20 protein-coding genes are annotated in these 20344 nt (G+C 62.6%); 7 read left to right on the forward strand and 13 right to left on the reverse strand.

Features of this window, described 5'->3' with window-relative positions; genetic code table 11:
• Positions 1-7: 7 nt before the first annotated feature.
• Together ACR9ZC_RS14190 and ACR9ZC_RS14195 are read right to left on the reverse strand one after the other, a co-directional pair.
• On the reverse strand, positions 8-289 hold the full coding sequence (locus tag ACR9ZC_RS14190; protein WP_481580778.1) for a DUF6566 family protein: 282 nt from the start codon (positions 287-289) through the stop codon (positions 8-10).
• 364 nt (positions 290-653) lie between these two features.
• Complete coding sequence (locus tag ACR9ZC_RS14195; RefSeq protein WP_481580779.1) at positions 654-980, reverse strand: four-helix bundle copper-binding protein; 327 nt, start codon at positions 978-980, stop codon at positions 654-656.
• Positions 981-1177: 197 nt separating this feature from the next.
• On the opposite strand from ACR9ZC_RS14195, the gene ACR9ZC_RS14200 reads away from it, so the two are divergent.
• From ACR9ZC_RS14200 to ACR9ZC_RS14210, 3 genes are all read left to right on the forward strand, one after another.
• Positions 1178-2254 carry a fatty acid desaturase family protein gene (locus tag ACR9ZC_RS14200; RefSeq protein ID WP_481580780.1) on the forward strand — a complete coding sequence of 359 codons (1077 nt, stop codon included), beginning with the start codon at positions 1178-1180 and terminating at the stop codon, positions 2252-2254.
• Between the two features lie 85 nt (positions 2255-2339).
• Positions 2340-2648, forward strand: coding sequence for a MocE family 2Fe-2S type ferredoxin (locus ACR9ZC_RS14205; protein WP_481580781.1), 309 nt, complete (start codon positions 2340-2342; stop codon positions 2646-2648).
• 4 nt (positions 2649-2652) lie between these two features.
• Complete coding sequence (locus ACR9ZC_RS14210) at positions 2653-3885, forward strand: NAD(P)/FAD-dependent oxidoreductase (RefSeq protein WP_481580782.1); 1233 nt, start codon at positions 2653-2655, stop codon at positions 3883-3885.
• A gap of 61 nt (positions 3886-3946) precedes the next feature.
• Here the strand turns inward: ACR9ZC_RS14210 and ACR9ZC_RS14215 are convergent, their stop codons facing one another.
• The 6 genes from ACR9ZC_RS14215 to ACR9ZC_RS14240 all read right to left on the reverse strand — a co-directional run bounded on the left by ACR9ZC_RS14215 (position 3947) and on the right by ACR9ZC_RS14240 (position 10997).
• Positions 3947-5071 (reverse strand): LacI family DNA-binding transcriptional regulator, encoded by a 1125-nt coding sequence (locus ACR9ZC_RS14215; protein ID WP_481580783.1) that lies wholly within the window; start codon positions 5069-5071, stop codon positions 3947-3949.
• 364 nt (positions 5072-5435) lie between these two features.
• Entirely contained in the window at positions 5436-7178 is a 1743-nt protein-coding gene (locus tag ACR9ZC_RS14220; RefSeq protein ID WP_481580784.1) for a peptidoglycan D,D-transpeptidase FtsI family protein, read from the reverse strand.
• A complete protein-coding gene (locus tag ACR9ZC_RS14225; RefSeq protein ID WP_481580785.1) occupies positions 7175-7528 on the reverse strand; it encodes a hypothetical protein in 354 nt (117 codons plus the stop codon). Before ACR9ZC_RS14225 ends, ACR9ZC_RS14220 begins: the two co-directional genes overlap by 4 nt.
• Positions 7529-7693: 165 nt before the next feature.
• Positions 7694-8569, reverse strand: a complete 876-nt coding sequence (locus ACR9ZC_RS14230) for a serine hydrolase (RefSeq protein WP_481580786.1) — start codon at positions 8567-8569, stop codon at positions 7694-7696.
• An 11-nt stretch (positions 8570-8580) separates the two neighbouring features.
• Positions 8581-9630 carry a M23 family metallopeptidase gene (locus tag ACR9ZC_RS14235; protein ID WP_481580787.1) on the reverse strand — a complete coding sequence of 350 codons (1050 nt, stop codon included), beginning with the start codon at positions 9628-9630 and terminating at the stop codon, positions 8581-8583.
• A gap of 482 nt (positions 9631-10112) precedes the next feature.
• On the reverse strand, positions 10113-10997 hold the full coding sequence (locus ACR9ZC_RS14240; protein WP_481580788.1) for a DUF72 domain-containing protein: 885 nt from the start codon (positions 10995-10997) through the stop codon (positions 10113-10115).
• A 452-nt stretch (positions 10998-11449) separates the two neighbouring features.
• Here ACR9ZC_RS14240 and ACR9ZC_RS14245 point away from each other — a divergent pair, with 452 nt between their 5' ends.
• From ACR9ZC_RS14245 to ACR9ZC_RS14260, 4 genes are all read left to right on the forward strand, one after another.
• Positions 11450-11959: a DUF1697 domain-containing protein gene (locus ACR9ZC_RS14245; RefSeq protein ID WP_481580789.1), complete on the forward strand. Its 510-nt coding sequence runs from the start codon at positions 11450-11452 to the stop codon at positions 11957-11959.
• A 190-nt stretch (positions 11960-12149) separates the two neighbouring features.
• The gene (locus tag ACR9ZC_RS14250) at positions 12150-13268 is read left to right on the forward strand and encodes a patatin-like phospholipase family protein (protein ID WP_481580790.1); all 1119 of its coding nucleotides are present in this window, start codon (positions 12150-12152) and stop codon (positions 13266-13268) included.
• 695 nt (positions 13269-13963) lie between these two features.
• The gene (locus ACR9ZC_RS14255) at positions 13964-14524 is read left to right on the forward strand and encodes an NADPH-dependent FMN reductase (RefSeq protein WP_481582671.1); all 561 of its coding nucleotides are present in this window, start codon (positions 13964-13966) and stop codon (positions 14522-14524) included.
• Positions 14525-14610: 86 nt separating this feature from the next.
• Positions 14611-15552: a LysR family transcriptional regulator gene (locus ACR9ZC_RS14260; RefSeq protein ID WP_481580791.1), complete on the forward strand. Its 942-nt coding sequence runs from the start codon at positions 14611-14613 to the stop codon at positions 15550-15552.
• Positions 15553-15571: 19 nt separating this feature from the next.
• On the opposite strand, the gene ACR9ZC_RS14265 is transcribed toward ACR9ZC_RS14260, so the two are convergent.
• The 5 genes from ACR9ZC_RS14265 to eno form a co-directional block, all read right to left on the reverse strand.
• Positions 15572-15913, reverse strand: coding sequence for a DUF4148 domain-containing protein (locus ACR9ZC_RS14265; RefSeq protein WP_481580792.1), 342 nt, complete (start codon positions 15911-15913; stop codon positions 15572-15574).
• Positions 15914-16196: 283 nt separating this feature from the next.
• Positions 16197-17306 (reverse strand): alcohol dehydrogenase catalytic domain-containing protein, encoded by a 1110-nt coding sequence (locus tag ACR9ZC_RS14270; RefSeq protein ID WP_440562393.1) that lies wholly within the window; start codon positions 17304-17306, stop codon positions 16197-16199.
• Between the two features lie 74 nt (positions 17307-17380).
• Entirely contained in the window at positions 17381-17914 is a 534-nt protein-coding gene (locus tag ACR9ZC_RS14275) for a carboxymuconolactone decarboxylase family protein (RefSeq protein WP_481580793.1), read from the reverse strand.
• A 7-nt stretch (positions 17915-17921) separates the two neighbouring features.
• The gene (locus tag ACR9ZC_RS14280; protein WP_481580794.1) at positions 17922-18944 is read right to left on the reverse strand and encodes a VOC family protein; all 1023 of its coding nucleotides are present in this window, start codon (positions 18942-18944) and stop codon (positions 17922-17924) included.
• A gap of 53 nt (positions 18945-18997) precedes the next feature.
• A complete protein-coding gene (gene eno, locus ACR9ZC_RS14285; RefSeq protein ID WP_481580795.1) occupies positions 18998-20323 on the reverse strand; it encodes a phosphopyruvate hydratase in 1326 nt (441 codons plus the stop codon).
• Positions 20324-20344 lie beyond the last annotated feature (21 nt).

The following is a 20344-nucleotide window of genomic DNA, read 5'->3' on the forward strand; positions in this document are numbered from 1 at the left end:
GTTTCCATCAGGCCGCACGTTCGCGCAATGCTCGCCGTTCGTCCAGTACGCCGCTATCGATGATCTTCACCGCATACTCCAAGACGTCCCTTCGGGCCTCGGCCTCCGACAACCAACGCTCGCTGAAAAACGGTAAATGCCAATCGGCCAGCACGTTGCCTTCTCTTTCAATCCTGACGGTTGCGATATAGCCGTCCGGTGTTGAGTCGCGCGTGAGGGTCCGGCGAACGGGAAAGGTGTGAATGCAGATAATCCGATCCTTCCATGAGTCCTTAGTCACCGTGTCCATTTGAAGGCTCCTTCATCAAGCAAGTGGTTTGCTTTGTCACCAGGACGACGGTCACCCATCCGTGATTGATCCCCCTCGAGCCGTGCCATGCGCGCGATAGAGCCGATCGCCGGAAAAGCCCACGGCATCCGCCGGCAAGGACCGTCCGTTCTCAAATTACCCCGATGAGATTGGAGAACATTGAGCCGTATCAAGACATGGATAAATATCACAATGTGATATTTATAGTATCGGTATGGCTCACAGCGCAAGTACGATTCGAGGCGAGTGAGCGCGGCGGTACCAACGTCGCCGAGATAGGGAGGTAATTACCGGGCGTGCAGTCCTGGGCTCCGCGATGGGTTCTGGCGATCGCGTTCGCCAACTAAGCCATGGCCTGGCATTCCTTGGCACACTCGCGACAATTTTGTGCGCATTGCTTGCAATGGTCGTGTTGGTGTTTCTCGCACTCGGCGGCGCAGGCCGCGCAGATTGACGCGCACAGCGCGCATATGTCCTTTGCGTGGCGGCTGCCTCGGGCCATGAGTGCAGACGCGAGGCGGCAGACGTCCGCGCAGTCGATATCGAGCCTGATGCATTCGGCCATTTTGGCGACATCACTTTCAGCAAGGCAGGCCGTGGAGCAGTGGTCGCATGCGGCGGCGCAAGCGTCGCACGCTTGAATGCAGGATTGATGCTGTTGGGGTGCCATGAAACCTCCGTTAGACGCACGAAAGCGGTGGGTTCAATGGAACGGATCAGCATCGGGCGTGCCCCGGTGCCAGCAATTCTGTGCGTTGACGAAATTTCATCAATGTTTTCGTTGAGGACTGGGACCGACACGCCTATGTTTGACGCATTGGCGCGCTGCGATTGGGCGCGCGATGTGACTCGATCGAGGGGGCAGGGGTGTCGAACACGCAAAGTTGCCAGCGCGGCGCACACGCGCGTCACGAGGCTTACCGTCTGATCGGAGGCGCCGGTGACAAGGCGCAGGCGGAGGGGCTCGTGAATGCGCTCTGGTACAAGTGCCCGGTGCCGCGCGCAACGATGAAGTCGGTGATGCAGCGCAATGACGCGCGCGCCGTCGCCGATACGATCGTCTGGTACGCAGCGATCCTGGCGAGCGGCGTGCTCGCGTGGCTAGCATGGCGAGCCGATTCGCTCTGGGCGATCCCCGCTTTCTTCGTCTACGGCACGCTTTACTGCAGCCCCGCGGATTCGCGCTGGCACGAGTGTGGGCACGGCACGGCATTCAAGACCCGGTGGATGAACGATGCTCTCTATCAGCTAGCGTCGTTTCAGGTCTTTCGCCGTGCAACGGTCTGGCGGTGGAGCCACGCACGGCATCATACCGATACGCTGATCGTGGGCCGAGATCCCGAAATCGCCGCGCCTCGGCCTACCGACTGGCTCGGACTTCTGCTGAATGTCTTTGCGATCAAGCACGTTTCGAAAGAATTGCCGAAGATGGTGTCGAACGCATTCGGCCATATCGGCGCCGAGGAGAAGACGTTCGTGCCCGAATCCGAATGGCCGAAGATCATCCGTGAGGCGCGCGTCACGCTCGGCGTCTATGCGGTCGTACTCGCGACCAGCGTTGCAGCGCGCTCCGTCCTCCCGCTTCTCTATATTGGGCTTCCCAGCCTTTACGGCGCATGGCTCTACCTTTACTTCGGTTTGACTCAGCATGCCGGCCTGCCGGAGAACGTGCTCGATCACCGCACGAATTGCCGGACCGTAATCATGAACCCGGTATTTCGCTTTCTTTACTGGAACATGAATTACCACATCGAACACCACATGTTCCCGATGGTGCCGTTTCATGCGCTCGAGCGCTTGCACGAGATCGTCAAGGGCGATATGCCGCCGCCTTATCAGAGCACTGTGGCCGCTTACGCCGAGATCATTCCGGCGCTGATGCGGCAGACGCGCGACCCGTCGTACCACGTGACGCGGCCGGTCCCCAAAGCGTCACAAGCATAGGCGCAAGTACATAGGGGGCGAAGACCCCCGAGATGCGATTACCCCGTCATTTACCCGGCTCGACAAAAAAGACAGGAGACACGATATGGCTCAATGGATAGACACCGTCGCCTTCGACGAAATCGACGACGAGGACGTGGCGCGCTTCGACCACGCCGGGCGCACGTTCGCCATCTATCGCGTAGAGGACCAGGTCTACGCCAGCGACGGGCTTTGTACACATGAGCGAGTGCACCTTTGCGACGGCCTCGTCATGGGCCACGTCATCGAATGCCCGAAACACAATGGCCGCTTCGACGTGCGCGACGGGCGCCCGCTTGGCGCGCCGGTGTGCGAGAAGCTCGCGACCTATCCGGCCAAGGTGGACGGCGGCCGCATCCTGATCGAGATCTGAAGCGATGAGTGACGAACGGGGCATGGCCATTGTCGGCGCGGGACATGTCGGTGGACGTGCGGCACAAACGCTGCGTGAGGCGGGATGGCAAGGGCGCATCACGCTCGTCGGCGCCGAACCTCACATGCCCTACGAGCGGCCGCCGCTTTCAAAGGATCTGTTGACTGCACAGCGGGAAGCCGAGCATTGCCGATTGCGGCCGCGGGAGGCTTGGGAGGAAGACGGCATCAAGCACGTTGTCGCGACCGTACAGGCGCTCGATCCGCGGGAGCAGGTGCTGCGGCTCGACGACGGACGGACGATCGCCTATGAAGCACTGCTGCTCGCTACGGGTGGAGATGCGCGGCGGCTCTCGATTCCCGGAGCGAACAGTGCAGGCGTTCATTGTCTGCGCACGCTTGACGATGCACTCGGCATCAGGCAACGGCTGACGCCCGGCGCACGCATCGTGGTGATCGGCGGTGGGTTCATCGGACTCGAGGTGGCCGCATCGGCTCGCATGTGCGAATGCGATGTGACCGTCGTGGAGGGCGCATCGCGTTTGATGGGTCGCGCGGTGCCCGAGCCGATCGCAGCCCGCGTGCACGCATTACACGAGCGCAAGGGGGTACGGCTATTGCTGGGCGCTGCGCCGCTCGCTATCGAGACCGGCGAAGATGCCTCGCTCGTCGTGCGGCTGGAAAGCGGCGATGCGTTGTACGCGGATACGGTTGTGGTAGGCATCGGCATCGAACCCGCGGACGCGCTCGCGCGCGCTGCGGGCCTTGACGTGGAGCGGGGGATCGTCGTGGGCGAAACGCTGGAAACATCGGCGCGCAACGTCTACGCGGCGGGTGATGTTGCGGTGTTTCCCAGCCGCTTCGGCACCCACCGTATCCGCCAGGAAACGTGGCACAACGCCGAGACGCAATCGCAACTGGCGGCGCGCAATGTGCTGGGCGCGCGTGAGCCGTATCGCGCGCTGCCGTGGTTCTGGTCGGATCAATTCGACTATCAATTGCAGGTCGCTGGCGAGCCCGGATTGGGCCGGCAGTCGGTGGTGCGCTCGATCGCCGACGATGCCGAGATTCATTTTCATCTCGATGGCGGCGGCCGGCTCGTGGGCGCAAGCGGGCTAGGCCCGGCGGGGGCGTTTGTGCGCGAGATGAAGCTGGCACGAATGCTCGTCGACCGAGAAGCCGTTATCGGGCAAGCGGAACTGGCCGATCTCGGCGTGAAACTCAAAAGCTTGCTGTGAAGCGAGTTCGTTCTGTGGTGGATTCCGCCGATGTTGTCTGCCAACGCGGGATTCGATGGCGTCAGCGCGCACTCGATGATTCCTCCGATACCGCTGCGTTGCCGGTTTCATCGCGTAGGCTGACCGGAGCCTCGACGAGATAAGGGCTACGCCTTACATTGGCCGAACAGAAAATGCGGAATTCAACCGGCCCGGGCGGCGCGGGCGCGTCCACTACGCCGCACGCATTGAGCACGTGCTGTAGCGCGGAGACGATCTGTCCATCCGGGTCTTGATCGATCGCAATATCCATCGCTCCCTGTTCGATGTACTGCCTGTGGTGATCGAGCATTTCGTGGCCGACCCATACGACCTTGCCGGCCGCGCCCGCTGCCCGTAGCGCGGCCTCGATGCCGGCCGATCCGTATCCGCTGTTGTAGATGCCCACGAGATCCTCGCGCTTGAGCGCTCGTGTAACTGCGCGATGGCACCGGTCGGAATCGTCGAGTGTTTCCATCCCTTCCTCTTCGCAGATGAGCGTCGGAAACGATTCGCTCAACTGCGAGCGGCATCCCGCGACGCGTTCGAGATGGGCGCGGTAGTCTTTTCGGCTGCCAAGCAGCAGCACTCGGCCCGGCCGCGTCGCGAGTCGCCCGACGAAGTAGCCTGCCGTGCGTCCGGCGCAAGCATTGTCGATTCCGGCGTAATGGACGCGCGCAATCTCCGGTATGTCGGTGACCATGGTGACGACGGCCTCGCCGCGGGTCGTCACCGTGCATAGTGCATCGCGGACGTTCGCCGTGTCGTGCGTCGTGATGATGAGGCCCGCACGTGCATATGGCGGTTCGAGGATTGCACGCGTGATAACGTCATCGTCATCCTCAGGGAGGATCTGACGGTGCAGCACGATGCGCCTGTCGAGCATCTGCATCGAGCGCTGCAGTGCCTGCCTCATGCGCCGAAAGAATGGCGTGTCGTTCCTGGGCAGCAATACGTCGATATGCACGAGTCCGTGCCGCGTGTCGGGCAGCACGCGCGGGACGCCGAGCTGGCGCGCCGCCGCGACGACGCGGGCGCGCATCTCGGCCGATACGCTGCCGCGCTCATTGAGAACGCGATCGACCGTGGCGGGGCTCACGCCCGCCGCCTCGGCAATCTCGACGAAGCGCGGCGTGCGTTTGCGTCGGGGCGATGCGGTGCCGCTCATAACGTGTCTCCTGATATCTCCTGGTTCGCGCAATGGCGCATCGCAGCACGAGTTCGAGGTGGACGGCAACGCGTACGTCATGATGGACGTCGACGACCGCGAAGAATCGGCATACACCGATACTCAATGTGCGGAGATTTCAAACCGCGGTAAACGGGATTGCCGTCCCAGTTGGGCCGCTCGTCAGCCGGTGCGATCCGCGGCCATCGTGCCAGTATGGCGCGAAATGCAATTTCCGCTTCCATCATTGTCAACGCCGCGCCGATGCAGACATGCGGCCCGTGCCCAAAAGTCTGGCTTTCGATCACGAAAGCCGGGACCGGCAGGTGCCGGCCGACGAACCGCAGCGACGGGTTCCCCTGACTTAAGTGGACGACGCCGAAGAAGCGTTGTCGGTCGTCAGCACGTCGGGCGAGACGTTGAGAATGTGCATGGTTCTCGAGGCGATATCGGCGAAGGCAGGCCCCGACACGGCGCCGCCGAAGTGCGAGCCCTTGTGCGGGCGGTCGATGGACACCGCGATGATCACGCGAGGCGCGTGCGCCGGCACGATTCCCACAAACGACGCGCGATATTGGCTGTGGTCGTAGCCCTTCGCGGTCCAGTGGTACGCGGTGCCGGTCTTGCCCGCGACGGTGTACCCCGGGACCTGCGCCTGCGGCGCGGTGCCGTCTTTCGACACCACGCTTTCGAGCATCGCGCGCACCTCCCGCGCGACAAGTGGCGAATAGATACGCCGGCCATGCACAGGCGCGGCGCCATGCGCGTGAATCGTCGCGGGAACGAATACGCCCTCGTTCGCGAAGATGGTGTAAACCTGCGCGAGCTGCAGCAGCGAAGCCGACAGGCCGTAGCCGTACGACATCGTCGCCTGTTCGATGCGTCGCCAGTGCTGATATGGGCGCACATGGCCTGCGGCCGCACCCGGCAATCCTGCCGAGGGCGCGCGCCCCAGTCCCATTGCACGGAAGTTGTGCCACATGTCGTATGGCGTGAGCTGCAGCGCGATTTTCGTGGTGCCGACGTTGCTCGACTTCTGGATCACCTGCGAAACCGTCAACACGCCGAAATCGGCATCGTCGTGAATTACGGCGTGGCCGAGTTGCAAGCGGCCGCCGTTGGTGGGCACGATCGTATCCGGCGTGACGACATGGCGCTGTAGCGCAAGCGCAATCGTCAGCGGCTTCAGCACAGAGCCCGGCTCGAAGACGTCGGTCACCGCGCGATTGCGGATCTGTTGGCCACTGCGCGCTACGCGCTTGTTCGGATCATAGGTTGGCCAGTTCGCCATCGCGAGTATTTCACCTGTTCGAGCGTTCAGCACGACTGCGGAGCCGGCTTGCGCGCCGGTGCGCCGCACCGCGTCCCGCACCGCCTTGAAGGCGGCGAACTGAATGGATCGGTCGATGGAGAGACGGATGTCCTTGCCAGGCTTCGGCCGGACGAAACTCAGTGTATCGATGGTCTGGCCGCGCGCGTTGCGCAACACGCGCCGGTTGCCGTCCACGCCGGTGAGGGTGCGGTTGCCGACACGTTCGATTCCTTCCTGGCCCCGGCCATCGACGTCCGCGAAGCCTGTCACCTGCGCGGCAATCGGGCCCTCAGGGTAGAACCGTCGATAGTCGCGCTCGGCGTAGAGGCCCGGTATGTCGAGCTGCATCGCGGCTTTCGCGGTGGCGAGCGGCACCTGTCGCCGCAGATAGGCGAAAGCGCGATGCTCGCGATACACGTCTTGCACGTGGGCGCGGTGGATGCCGAGCAGCGCGGCCACCGAGGCGAGCTTGCCGGGCGGCACGCTCGGCACGTCGCGCGCGTCCACCCATAGCGCGCGGGTGGGCAGGCTCATCGCGAGGATGTGGCCGTTACGGTCGAGAATGCGGCCACGCGCCGCGTGTACGGTGAAATCACGGACCTGGCGGATGTCGCCCTGAAGCTGGTAGAAGCCGTCGTTGATGCATTGCACCCAGAAGGCGCGCACGCCCAATGCGACGAATGCCAGGGCGAACGTTGCGCCCAGCAGCGCCGACCGCAACCGGAACCGAAGGTAGGTACTGTTGCCCAGCACTTCGGATTGCCTGATGCCATGCGTGTTGCGCGGGGGATTCATGACTGCGGGACGGCCGGCGCGCTGTCCGTTTCGCGGCTCGCCTCGGGCTGAAGACACCCGCGCACCATCGACCAGTAAAGCGGCTCGGTGCGGCGCCGCCGAAAGTATTCGACGCGTGTATGCTGCCCTTCCGGCTCGACGCGCAGACCAATCGCCGCGCCGCTGAAGAACGTTTCGGCGCGCAGGGTGATGGCTGTGCCGCCTTCACCCCGATGCAGGCCCCGCGTGCCGTTTTTCCATCGCTGTACGACGCAGTCCGCCACATCGGACGCGGAAATGCTGGATTTCGCGGTAAACGCGGGCGACAGTGAGAAGATGCTTTCGCGGCGCGAGCAGGCCACGAGCAGCACGCAGAGTCCCGCCGCAATTGCTATGTGCCAACCGTTCAGGGGTGTTCTCCCGGTGCAAGGGAGCCCGATGTCGAAGCCCCGATGGAGTTGCATCACAGTGTGACATACAAGGCCATCCGTCCCAACCCCGCAATTTCGCGCGACTCGACCCAAAAGCGCGGCGGCTCAACGGTGACGGCCTTGCCGAAGATTCGCTCGTGCCAACCAGCGCCGCAGATCGATGGCGTCCTGAAAATGTGCCTGAGGTGTCGGGGCGCCGAGCAGTACGATCAGCATCATGTGCCCATGCACGGGCGTCATGACGATGAGGCAGTGGCCCGCTTCGTTGGTGAAACCCGTCTTTTGCAGCACGACGTGCCACGCGACGTTGTGCACGAGCGGATCTGTGTTGTGGTACATCAGCGGCCCGGCGCCGCCCAGCACCAGCTTCTGGCGCGAGGTCGAGTACAGGCGGATCTGCTGGTATCGATACGCGGCACGCGCAAGTCGCGTCAGGTCGCGCGCGGTGGACACGTTGTGCGGCGAAAGCCCGGTCGGATCCACGAAGTGACTGTGCCGCATGTGCAGACGCTTCGCCTTGCGATTCATCGCGCGTACGAATCCGGCGCGCCCGCCCGGATAGTCGCGGCTCAGCGCCAACGCTGCGCGATTTTCGGACGACATCAGCGCGATGTGCAGCATCGTGCGCCTCAGCAGCAGCGAGCCGACCGGCAGGCGCGAGCGCGACCACTTGAGCCGGTCGATGTCGGCGTGGGTGATGCGCGCGGGCCTGATGAGCGAGCGCTTCGAGTCGAGCACCACCATCGCCGTCAGCAGTTTCGTGAGAGACGCGATGGGCATGCGCTGATCGGCATGCTTTGCGTACAGCGTGCGCCCCGTCGCGAGATCCACGACCATCGCGGCACGCGCGCGCACCGCGGGGCGAAGCTGAACATGCCGAGCGTGGACGCCCGCGCGCGCGAACGCGGGACGGGTGAAGACCCATGGCGTGACGACCGGCAGGACGAATAGCGCGACGAACAGGGCCCCCCAGCGGCGCATTGCGCTTGCGCTCAAAACAGTGCGGCGAGGCGATTTGCGCGCTGCGCGAATCGCTTGCGCTCGTCGCCGTGCAACGGCGTGTCGCCGGGCAGCGCCACGGTCAGCGGATTACGCGCCACGTTTGCGACGCGCACTTCATAGTGCAGATGCGGTCCCGTCGCCCAGCCGGTCTTGCCGACGAAGCCGATCACCTGGCCGCGCCGCACGTGAGTGCCGCGATGCAGGCCTTTCGCGAAACGCGACAGATGGGCGAACGCCGTCTGATACGGCGGCACGTTGTCGATCACGACGATCTTGCCGTAGCCGGTTTCCCAGCCGATGTACGAGATCGTGCCGCGAGCGGTGGCGTGCACGGGCGTGCCCGCCGGCGCGGCGAAATCGACGCCATCGTGGCTTTGCCATTGATGAGTGATGGGGTCGAGGCGGCGTGCGGCGAAATTCGACGACACGCGCGTGAACGCGAGCGGATAGCGCGTGAAGGAGGGCGCACCGGACCGGCCATTGGCCGTGTAGTAGAACGGCTTGCCGCGCAGATCGCGATGCAGGAACAGATCGTGATCCGTGCCGCCGCGCGAGACGCGCACGGCGAGCGGAATGTCGTCGGTGGCTTGTACGCTGCTCGCGGCGTCGGGCGCGTTGTCCACATTAGCGGGACGCATCACGAGACTGATGGTGTCGCCCTTGCGCAGGTCGCGGCGAAAATCGATTTGTCCGGCGAACGAGCGCACGAGCAATGCGGTTACGCTCGCATCGAGGCCGAGGCGCTGCATCGCTTCCGTGAAACTCGAATCGATGGTCACGGAGCGGGTGACGGGACCGGGTGCGGTGGCCGGGGCGGCTGGTGTGCGGGCCCTGGGCGCGTGACCGGAGGGTGCGTCGTTGTAGAGCGTGTCCGCAGCCGATGCACCGAGGGGTTGTGCCGCGCGCGGTACATCGGCGTCGCGTGCGGCAGCCGGCATGTCGTCGTCCTGGTGAGAGCCCCGTTTCGGCGGCGAGATCACGAGGGCGACGCAGGCGGAACTGAACGCGCAAACGAGTACGGCTTTGCCGATGCGCGTCATGGGCACAACGGGTGCAGGGAGGGCCATGGATGACGACGGGAAAAGCGGTGAGCAAAGTGACGACAGGTTCGGGCGGACGCCCGGTGTCGCCGGCGATCGCGTCCGGTGCGAGAGCCCGAATGCGTGCGTAGACGAAGTTCGCGCGGATGCTCGTGCGCGTGGCGGCGAAAGCTATTCGCGCTGCGCTTGCACGAAATTGCCGGGAAGCGAATGCAATGGGGAGTCGGGTGAATGTAGATCTGACATCGAGCTGCGCGCCGCCAGTGAAAATCTCAGAAAGCGTTCACCGTAGACAGTGCGCCTTAAGCGAAACTTAAAATCCCCGGGGTATTTTTAGGGGACAAATTCGCGGCGCTGCATGGCCTCACCCATGCGTTGTGCTGTCCCTCACCGACCGAATCGACATCGCCGACTTGGCGCCGGCGGGACCGCAGCAGCGGGCCGAGCAATACCGAGGCTGCTCCTTCGTTTGATCGGACGGCTCACGATAGCATCGCCCGTATCGACAGCGCGTTTCGCTGTGCCACGTCTCGATAGCAGTTGTTGAACACAACGTGTGTGCGCGCGGCCCGGCTGGAAATTGCCTTGATCGGGTCAACCAGTTCGCGCAGTTCGTCGTCGGAATATTCGTAGTTAAATCGTTCAGCGGCGCTGCTTGCACCGCCCCACGTGTCGATGTTCCGGCCATGCAGCCGCACGATTGCAAGTTCGCTCGAGGTGGTTTCCCAGACGCTATGTGCGCGGTTCTTGACGCCTTCCGGTGCGTCCACGATGACATGCACGATGCCGCGTTCGCGTTCCATCGCAAGCGTTGAATCGCGGTGCTTGTCGTTCAGCCAGCTTTCGTGACGAAATTCAAAGGCCGTCAAGAACGGATGCATGCGTTCGGCGCAGTGCTCAACGTGTGTCATGGATTTCGGCGCAGGCGTCACCCAATGCGGAAACTGGAACAGGACGGACCCTAGCTTTCCGGCCTCATGCAGCGGGCGCAGCGCTTCGAAGAAACGTGCCCATAGCTCATCGATGACTGGGTCGGGCACGTCTTTGTAATAAAGATTTTTCTTGTCCGTCTTCGGTAGCTCGGCCAGCAAATCCTTCGGAAAGAATTTCGGTTCGGTCTGGTGGCCGGTGAAAAGCCGGAACGCCTTCATGTCGAACACGAAATTCGGCGGTGTGCGCTCGACCCACAAGACGCTGTTGCTGGGGCTCGGCATCGCGTAATACGACGAATCGACTTCGACCAAGGGGAAGACGCTCGCATAGAACCGCAAACGCGCCTCGGCGCTTGTGCAGCCCTTCGGATAAAACGCCCCCGACTCGATGAGCGTCTTATCGGTCCACGATGCGGTTCCCACAAGGATCGACATAACGCACCTTCCGGATTTCGTCGTGAACGGTCATTTTGCCACGCTGTACGCGCCGCGCTGGCATACCAAGCCGAACGAGCGTAACGACGTTGACTTCCGTCAAGGCGTGACTCGCAGACCACATCACGACGTTGACGTGCATCAAGTCTTGACGGCTTAGGGCTCCGGTCTGACCTGGCGAAAGGCGAATAGCAGCGAAAGGTCGTAGGTGATCTTCAATGCGCCACAGGCAACGAGCGGCACACCGAGCCATCCCATCCCATTCCAATCAGGCCGAACCCGTTTGCCATCAAGTTCAAAGGGCCGAAAAACGTCACGAGCTACGTGCTGGGCCATCAGCCGAAGTCGTTCGACTGGCGAGCGCGGGGCGCGAAAGCGCATCCTTGGAAGCGCGTGCCTCTGTGCATCCATTCCCAACGCAACGTCGACGGATGTAGCGATAGAATGCACCGATGAACACTTATGTCGCCCTCTTGCGCGCCGTGAACGTCGGCGGAACTGGCAAACTTGCAATGTCCGAGCTGCGGGCGATGTGCGAATCCATCGGCTTTGCCAAGGTACGCACGTATATCGCAAGCGGCAACGTCGTCTTCGAAAGCAAGCTCTCCGAAACCTCGGTGAAGACGAAGCTGGAGCGTTGCCTGGAGGCATACGCCGGCAAGCAGGTGGGCGTTATGATTCGAACCGGTGCGGAACTGGATGCGGTTCTTGCCGACAATCCTTTCCGATCGGCTGCGCCGAATCGAACGGTCGCTATCTTCCTCGATGCGCCGCCACCAGCTGACACCCTGGCCGGCGTGAGCGGCCAGCAGATGGAAGAGATCGCGCTCGGAAAGCGCGAGATCTACGTGCACTATGGAGATGGAATGGCGCACTCGAAGCTGAAGATACTGGTCGCCAAGTCCGGAACCGCCCGCAACATGAATACCGTGGCAAAGCTCGCCGAATTGGCGGCAGCGTAGACCGATCGTCCTACACTTGTTGATGGCATCGGATCCTATCGTTGCACGCCGTTACGCAACGCCAAGTAAGCGGGATCCCATCATGGCAATCGATTAGCGCTCGCCCCGCGTACCGCTACCTCCACCGGTGAAACTGTGCGTGGGGCACCTTACCCCAGTCGCGCTGACGAAAAGACGAGCGAGGCAATCGATGAGAGCAAACCCACCAGCACGCACAGAGTTGCCCGGGCAAGTCGTACTCGTCTTTCAGGGGGGTGGCGCATTGGGCGCGTATCAGCTTGGTGTCTACCAGGCGCTGGACGAAGCGGGCATACAGCCCGACTGGGTGATCGGCACCTCCATTGGCGCGATCAACGCAGCCTTGATCGCCGGAAATCCGCCGGAGCGCCGTTATCAACGGCTGGCGGAATTCTGGAACCAGGTGACCGACCGAACCCGCCTGGACGTATCCGTTGCTTGGCCGAGTTGGGACAAAATCTTTGCGAAATGGATGATCATCGGCGGCGGCATCGAAGGATTCTTCCAGCCCAATCCGGCATCCTGGCTCGGGCCGCTCGCCCGTCTCGGGGTAGATCGAGCGTCGTATTACATGATCGAGCCGTTGCGCGATACGCTTTCTTCGCTGGTCGACTTCGATCTGCTGAACGCCGGGCATCCGCGACTGACCGTGGGCGCAGTTCACGCCTGCACGGGCGCGATGCGCTACTTCGATTCGCGCGATCAACGGCTGAATGCCGCGCACATCATGAGCTCGGGCGCGCTGCCGCCGGCGTTCCCGGCAGTGCGGATCGACGGAGAACCGTATTGGGACGGCGGCGTCTATTCCAATACCCCGGTCGAGGTGGTACTGGATGACAAGCCCCGCAAGAGTTCGGTCATCTTCTCGGTGCAGGTATGGAACCCGATCGGCCCTGAGCCGGAAAGCATATGGCAGATATCGGAACGGCAAAAGGACATCCAGTACGCCAGTCGCACCGATAGTCACATCGCGCGTCAGCAGCAGATACACCGTCTGCGCCATGTGATCCGCGAACTGGTCAAGCGTCTGCCGGAAACCGAGCGCGCCTCGGCCGAAGTCCAGGAGCTTGCCGCCTGGGGTTGCCATACCACCATGCGCATGATCAAACTTGCTGCGCCTCGCCTGGATGGGGACGACCAGTTGAAGGATATCGATTTCACCCCAGCCGGCATCGCATCCCGACAGCGCGCGGGCTATGAAGCAGCAATGCGGGCCATTGCCGCGCGCCCGTGGGATGCACCGATCGACCCAGTCGAAGGGTTGACGGTCTACAGCGCGGATGAAAACTAACCGGGTGAGAGGCGCGTTTGACGTTTGCCCGCATGGGGAGCCGGCGACATTGGCCGAAAGCGACGCTCGAAAAAGGCATCACGATTCGCCGCCGTTAAACAAGGGCACGCTCGCGATTTGCTCGGGCAGCACGCCCACGCGATAGCAGAAGCCGCCATTGAGCCGCCCGGCGTAGCCACGTACCGTCATTTACCTGCGCCGTTCTCTCTCTCGCAGCTGAGGACCAGGACGTCGCCGGATCGAGCTCCGGCGCTCAGGCTCGCCGTGTGTAATTCGGTGTCGCTGCACCGCCATTCAGCGCGGAAGTCGCGGCGGCAGGCTGGCTTCGCGTTGCGCGTAGCGGGGGGAAGAACGTAGCTGCAGGTTCGGCGGCCGTCGCATTGATGCGATAGCTCGAGCGTGGCGTTGCCGAGTGCCGTGCCGCAGTTTTGCCCATATGTGCCGGACACGATGGTTATCGGTCGAGCGTCGGTTGATTGGGCGGAAGTGCGAAGCGAGCTCGCGGGAGCGCGAGGCGTCGCGCCGCACGCCGACAGCGCCAAGCCGATGCAAGCCAACGCTCCAAGGAAAAAGGGGGTGGTCGAGTTCATGGCGAATGTCCTTTGTGGCCCACGAAGCCTCAGCATATTCTCCGCCCAATTAAAGCTCTATGCTATGCTAACGATAGCATTCATCGGAAGAAAAAGGGGGAATTGATGTCCGTACCGTATAAGGTGGCGGTGTTGGTTGGAAGTCTGCGCAAGAAATCGTTCAACCGGATGCTGGCCTATGCGCTAGCGAAACTTGCGCGTCCCGCGCTCTCGTTGGAAATTGTCGAAATTGGCGCGCTGCCGTTCTATAACGACGACCTTGAGGCGGACGCGCCCGCTCCGTGGCTGGAGATACGCAACCGGTTGGCCAGCATGGATGCCATCCTGTTCGTGACACCTGAATACAACCGTTCGGTTCCGGCCGTGTTGAAGAATGCTGTCGATGTTCTTTCGCGACCGTTTGGATCGAGCGTTCTCAACGGTAAGCCGGCGGCGGTCGTGAGCGCCTCGCCGGGCGCCATGGGCGGATTCGGCGCCAGTCATCATCTCAGGCAGTCGTTGGTTTGTTTCGGGGTGAACGTGATGGCGACGCCGGAGGTATACGTTGGCAACGTGACCGCGCTCTTCGACGATAGCGGCGCTTTGAACCATGCCGCTACGACCGACTTCCTGAAGCGATTCGTGAGCGCGTTCGCCGCATGGATCGAGCGATTGTCGGCGGGCTAAACGATGCCGCGTTTCCTTTCTCCGTAACACGCGGGTGACATGGGTCCCGTGGGAACGCTCGCCGAACCGCGGCCCGAAAAATTGCTATGGACACACTTCAATGTATGCGCGTCTTTGCGAAAGTCGCTTCGGAGGGGGGCTTCGCGGCGGCGGCACGCAAGCTCAACGTGACGACTTCCGTGGCATCGCGCGCCGTCTCGTCGCTGGAAAACCATCTGGGTTCTCGGCTGCTCTATAGAACCACGAGACACACGACGCTAACGGAAGCGGGCGAACGATATCTGCATCGATGCAGGCAGATTTTGGCGAACATCGACGAGGCGGAGGCGGAAGCGAATGCCGCTCGGCAGCTCCCGTCGGGTTGTTTGCGCGTGCACGCGCTGTCGAGTTTCGGACATCACCTCGTCGTACCTGCCGTGCTGCGATATCAGGAGCAGTTCCCTTCTTTACGGATCGAGCTGACGTTGTCCGGGACGGTGCCTGACATCTTGGCTGAAGGTTATGACGTATCGATCGTCGTCGCGCCCGGGCTGCCCGATTCCGGGCTGATCAGCGTTCGGCTGGGAAGCACTTCGGGCGTCGTCTGCGCCTCGCCGCGCTACATTGCGGCGCATGGCGAGCCCGAGACGCCTGAGGACTTGCGTCGTCATTCCTGTCTGCAGCTCGCCACGCCGGTGTTTCCGTTCAACAAGTGGGTCTTCGAAAGCGCCGACGCACCCGTCGCCGTGGAGATCGGTGCGCCGCGTTATGCCGTCAACGTTATCGAGGCACTCGAGCCGGCGGTCAGGAGCGGTCTCGGAATCGGCATTTTGCCCGCCGCCGTTGCGCTGCCCGGCCTCACTTCGGGCGCCCTCGTCAGGGTTCTGCGCGGGTATGACGTGCAGCCCGTTCTCGTCCATGCGCTGTATCAATCGAGGCATTTCGTCGATGCGAAGATCCGCACATGGATCGCTTTCCTGCGCGAAGATCTGCCCGCGGCGTTCGAGGCCGACCATCGTGCGTTGGCGGCGATAGACCGCCCACGCTGACGATCCTCGAGCCGGGACCCTAGTCGCCGACGTACAGCGAGCCGGCGTTCTCGAGATACAGCGATTTCGCGGGAGCGGCGGCACGCGAGCCCGCTTCGGTCGATCCTCCCGGCTTGCCGCCGTAGGTCGTCGCCTCCGTGTTGTTCGCCTGCACGCCTGCACGCGCCTCGGCTGCCTGCGGGTTGCCCGGATAGTCGATGTTGCTGCCGAGCGGCGAGTAGCCGGATTGCTCCCACTGAACGAGTTCGCTCCTGACCTGGGCGCGCGTGACCTGTGCCGGCCCCTGCGCTTGCGCGAGCGCAACGATCGGCGCCGTTGCGGCGATTGCAACGACGATGGTCTGCATCAGCGTGTTCTTCATGGCTACCTCTGTATTGGACTGCGACATCCGTTGTCGATCTCGATCGATTGATTGCAACCGATGTAAGCAGTGTAGTGAGGCGAGCGATTAGGGTGAATACCTACGGCGGAGAACGCACCGTTGCCGGCGATGCGCGTAATGCGGGTAATGGCGATCGAGCGAAACAGGAGGGGCGCCCGTGACGAGCCTATAAAAAAAGGCCAGCTCGAATGAGCTGGCCGACGGGAGCATTGTCGCCTGGAGCGCGACTGCCGCGCCTGTACGGCGCTCGCAGGATAAGAGGCTAAGGAATGACGACGTAGTTGCTGAAGCCGCCATCGCGATCTTTGAGGCCGGAGATTGCCTCATTGACGCGCGACAGCGGGAATTTGCGGTGTTCGAGATATGAAAGGTCGAGGGCGCCCGTGCCGACCATATCCGCCATTTCTTGCCCTTGAGCCGTCGTGAACCAGTTCGAGCCGATCAAATGCACCTGCTCGTCCATCAGCCATTTGACGTCGATGGGAAGGTCCTCCGCCACGCCGCCGACGTTGACGACCTTGCCGCCGCGTCTGACGCCCTTCATCGAATCGAGCATCGTCGAGGCAGGCGCCTTTGCGCCGAGCGCGCTGATGACGAAGTCGACGCCTTCGCCGCCCGTCAGCGACTTGGCCCAATCGCCCACTGATCCGTCGCCGAGTCTCATGACTTCGATGCGATCAGGTGCGATCGCCTTGATGCGCTGGAGCAGATGCTCGTCTCGCCCCGTGCCGAGAATGCGCGTGAGGCCCATCGCGAGGCCGAGCATCGTCGAAGCCACGCCGAGCGTGCCCGTGATGCCGTCGATCAACGCGACTTGGCCCGAGCCGGCGCCCGCATTCTTCAACGCGCCGTACGATGTGCCCAGATAGCCGAAGCGCCCCGCCTGCTCGAAGCTGAGGTTGTCCGGAATATTGACGAGCGCATATTCGGGCGCTGTCATGTACTCGCCGAAACCGCCGTAAGGATACAAATCGAAAATGCGCTGACCGTCGCGGCTCGTACTGAAGTAGCCGTTGAGCGTGTAATAGCGGCATTCGCTGCGCCGGCCTGCCCGGCACGCTTTGCATGAACCGCAGGAGCGCAGCGGGCTCACATAGACGCGATCGCCGGGTTTCGCATTGATGACGGCTTCGCCGACTTCTTCGACGACACCGGCCGGGTCCAGCCCGAAAATCGCGGGAAACTTCGGCAGCGGCTGATGCGGAAACCACGTCGGCCAGTTGTTGATGACATTGGCCATGTTGGGCACGATACCGCATGCCTTGACGCGCACGAGCACATCCGTCGGCCGCGGCTTCGGAACGGGAATCGTGTCGAGCGTCATTGGGGTGCCGAGTGCGTGCAGCCGCGCTGCAACCATTGTTCTTTCCATGTCTACCTCTATGCTTGTCAAATCGCCGTGCCTGTCTGTTCGTCTGCGCGAGCGCCGCGCGAGCCCATCGCGTCTCAACGATAGCCGTCTTCGAGTTCGATACGCAGCGCGCCCATGATGCGAACGCCCGAGTTGTACCAAGCGACGTTCAGCGCCAACTCGACGAGCTGACGTTCGTCGAGAAACGCCGCGACGCGTTGCCACGTTGCGTCACTGACGTCGACCTTCAGCGTCGATTCCTTGGCCACGGCCATCACTGCGCGTTCTTCTTCACTGAAAAGAGGCGACGTCTCGAAGTCGGGAATGGCTTTCAATTGCTCGGCGCTGATGCCGGCCTTCAGCCCATGCGATTGATGATGCGCGACCTCGTATTCCGATCCCGTGCAGTGACCCACGGTAAGGATCGCCATTTCGCGCAGCTTGGGGCTGATCGACGAGCCGCGGATCGCGTTCGCGTAAGACAGGAATTGATCGAGGATACCCGGCGCGTGCGCGAGCGCGCGGAAGATATTCGCGGTCGGGACCTTGCGTTCGCGTTCGAGACGATCGAATAAGGTATCGTTGACGCCGACGAGATCGGAACGTTGAAGATATTTGACGCGTGCCATTTAATCGTTACCGTGTGTGAGTTCGGCCGAGAGCCGATTGGTTTTGGATGTAGGTTTCGAGCGTTTCGGGCTTGGGTTTGCTCGACGTTTCGACGATTTCGGCACCCTCGAATCGAGAGGCTTCGAAGTACCACCGGTGCGGTGCCGGCAGTCCCCAGCGCACGCTCGTGTTGAGCGAGGCTGCATCCCAGCGAACCGGCTCGACCTCGACGTCGATCGTTTGATAGTGGCCGTCGCACAATTCCACGCGGTGGCCGTCCGGATCGCGCACGTAGACGAACAGCATTCCGCCCGGGCCATGGCGCCCGGGGCCTCGCTCGACTTCATGCGCATAGCCGTAAATGCCCGCTAAATCGCAGGCGGTGAAAATATTGTGCGATTCGGGCACGATGTACGCGAAGTGATGCATGCACGGTCCGTCGTTCTGCACGATGGCCAAATCGAGGCAGGTACCCTTGCGATACATGAACGCGCCGAGCAGCGTTTCGCCATGCGCCAGGTATTCTGAATTGCGAAAACCGAGCTTGCTGTAGAACTCGCACGACTTGGACGTATCGGGCGAAAAGAGTTGAAAGTGGTCGATGCGTTGGGCGTGCGCGCCCTTGAATTTATCGCGGTCGAGATAGAGGCGCGGACGCGTTTCCATCTGCGCGCAGAGCTCGATTTTCGTGCCGAACGGGTCTTCGACGTGCAGCGTCCGCCCTTGGTAGGCGACGTCGACCCATTGCACCGGCAACCCTTGTTCCTCGAAGAACGCATAGGCGAGGTCGAGGTCCTCGTCGAGGAAGACGCGAAAGCCGATGCGCTTGCAGGTGGATGCGGCGTCCTTCGACTGAATCAGCACGAGACTATGGTGGCAAGCCTCGGACAATCCGCGCAAATAACAGATGTCGCTGGTTTCCTCCGTGACGACGAGGCCGACGATGTCCACATAGAACTCGCGGCTTTTCGCCAGATCGGCGACGTTCAATACGATATGGCTCGCACGCGTGATGTTGAACGGCGGCTTGAGATTGACGGTGGGTAGCATGGATGTCCTCGCTGAAGGGTCGTGCAAGCAGATCGTGCAAATGGTGGCTAACGTTAGCACTGACGGCGGACGCTCCCGCTGTCGATTGCCGACGCGCGGTAAAACGGCAGCGCCGCCCACCCGCTAAAGAGCGCTTGTTTTCCGAGGGCTTCTTCGATGCGCAGCACCTCGTTCCATTTCGCCATGCGCTCGGAGCGCGAGAACGAGCCGACCTTGAGCTGACCGGCGTTCCAGCCGACCGCCAAATGCGCGATCGTCACGTCTTCCGTTTCGCCCGAGCGTGCGGAGACGATCGTGCCGAATCCGGCCTTTTTCCCCGCGCGCAATGCGGCGAGCGCCTCGCTGACCGTGCCCGCCTGGTTGGGCTTGATCAGCACCGCGTTGACCGCGCCCGACGATGCTGCCGCCTCGACACGCGCAGCGTTCGTCACCAGAAAGTCGTCGCCGATGATCTGGCAGCGGGAGCCGTAGGTCTGTGTGAACTGGCGAAAGCCGGGTTCGTCGTCTTCGGCCAGCGGGTCCTCGATCGAGACGATGGGGTAGGCATCCAGCCAGCGTCCGAGCATGTCGATCAATTGAGCGGTGTCGAGTGTCCTTCCGTCGAGCGCGAGCGTATAGCGTCCATCGCGGCCGAATTCCGATGCGGCGATGTCGAGCGAGATGCCGACATCCTTGCCGGGGCGTAACCCGGTGTCCGAAATCGCGCGGGTCAATGCTTCGAGCGCTTCTTCGTTGCTGTCGAATGCGGGCCAGTACCCGCCTTCGTCGGCGACACCCTGCAGTTTGTCGGCTTGCTTCATGAGGGCGCCCGCGGCGCGATAGACCTCGGCGGTCCATTCGAGGGCTTCGCTGAAGCTGCCCGCCGATGGACACATCACCATGAAATCCTGAACGTCGACGCGGCGGGCCGCATGCGCGCCGCCGCCGAAGATCTGGATTTCGGGCAGCGGCATGCGCACGGGGCCGTCGCCGGCCAGATAGCGCCAGAGCGGTTGCCCGCTGCTGGCGGCTGCCGCATGCAGCACGGCCATCGAAGTCGCGACGACCGCATTGCCACCGAGACGGCTCAGATTCGGCGTGCCGTCGAGCTCGATGAGCGCCGCATCGATACCCGCTTGATCGTAGGCATCTTTTGCGCGAAGCGCGCTCGCGATCGGTCCGTTGACGCCGGCCAGGGCATTCGTCACATCGAGCCCGCCGAAGGCGTTGCCGCCATCGCGCAGATCGACGGCTTCGCCGGTGCCCATGGAGGCGCCGGCGGGTGCGATGGCGCGACCGCTGACGCCGTTGGCCAGCGTGACTTCGACTTCGACGGTCGGTCGCCCGCGAGAATCCCAGACGCGGCGCCCGTGCAGGTTGGCGATCGTTGCATCAGTCATAAGTTTTTCTCTTGATGTCTT

This window comes from Trinickia sp. HAY1-2D, from assembly GCF_056754935.1.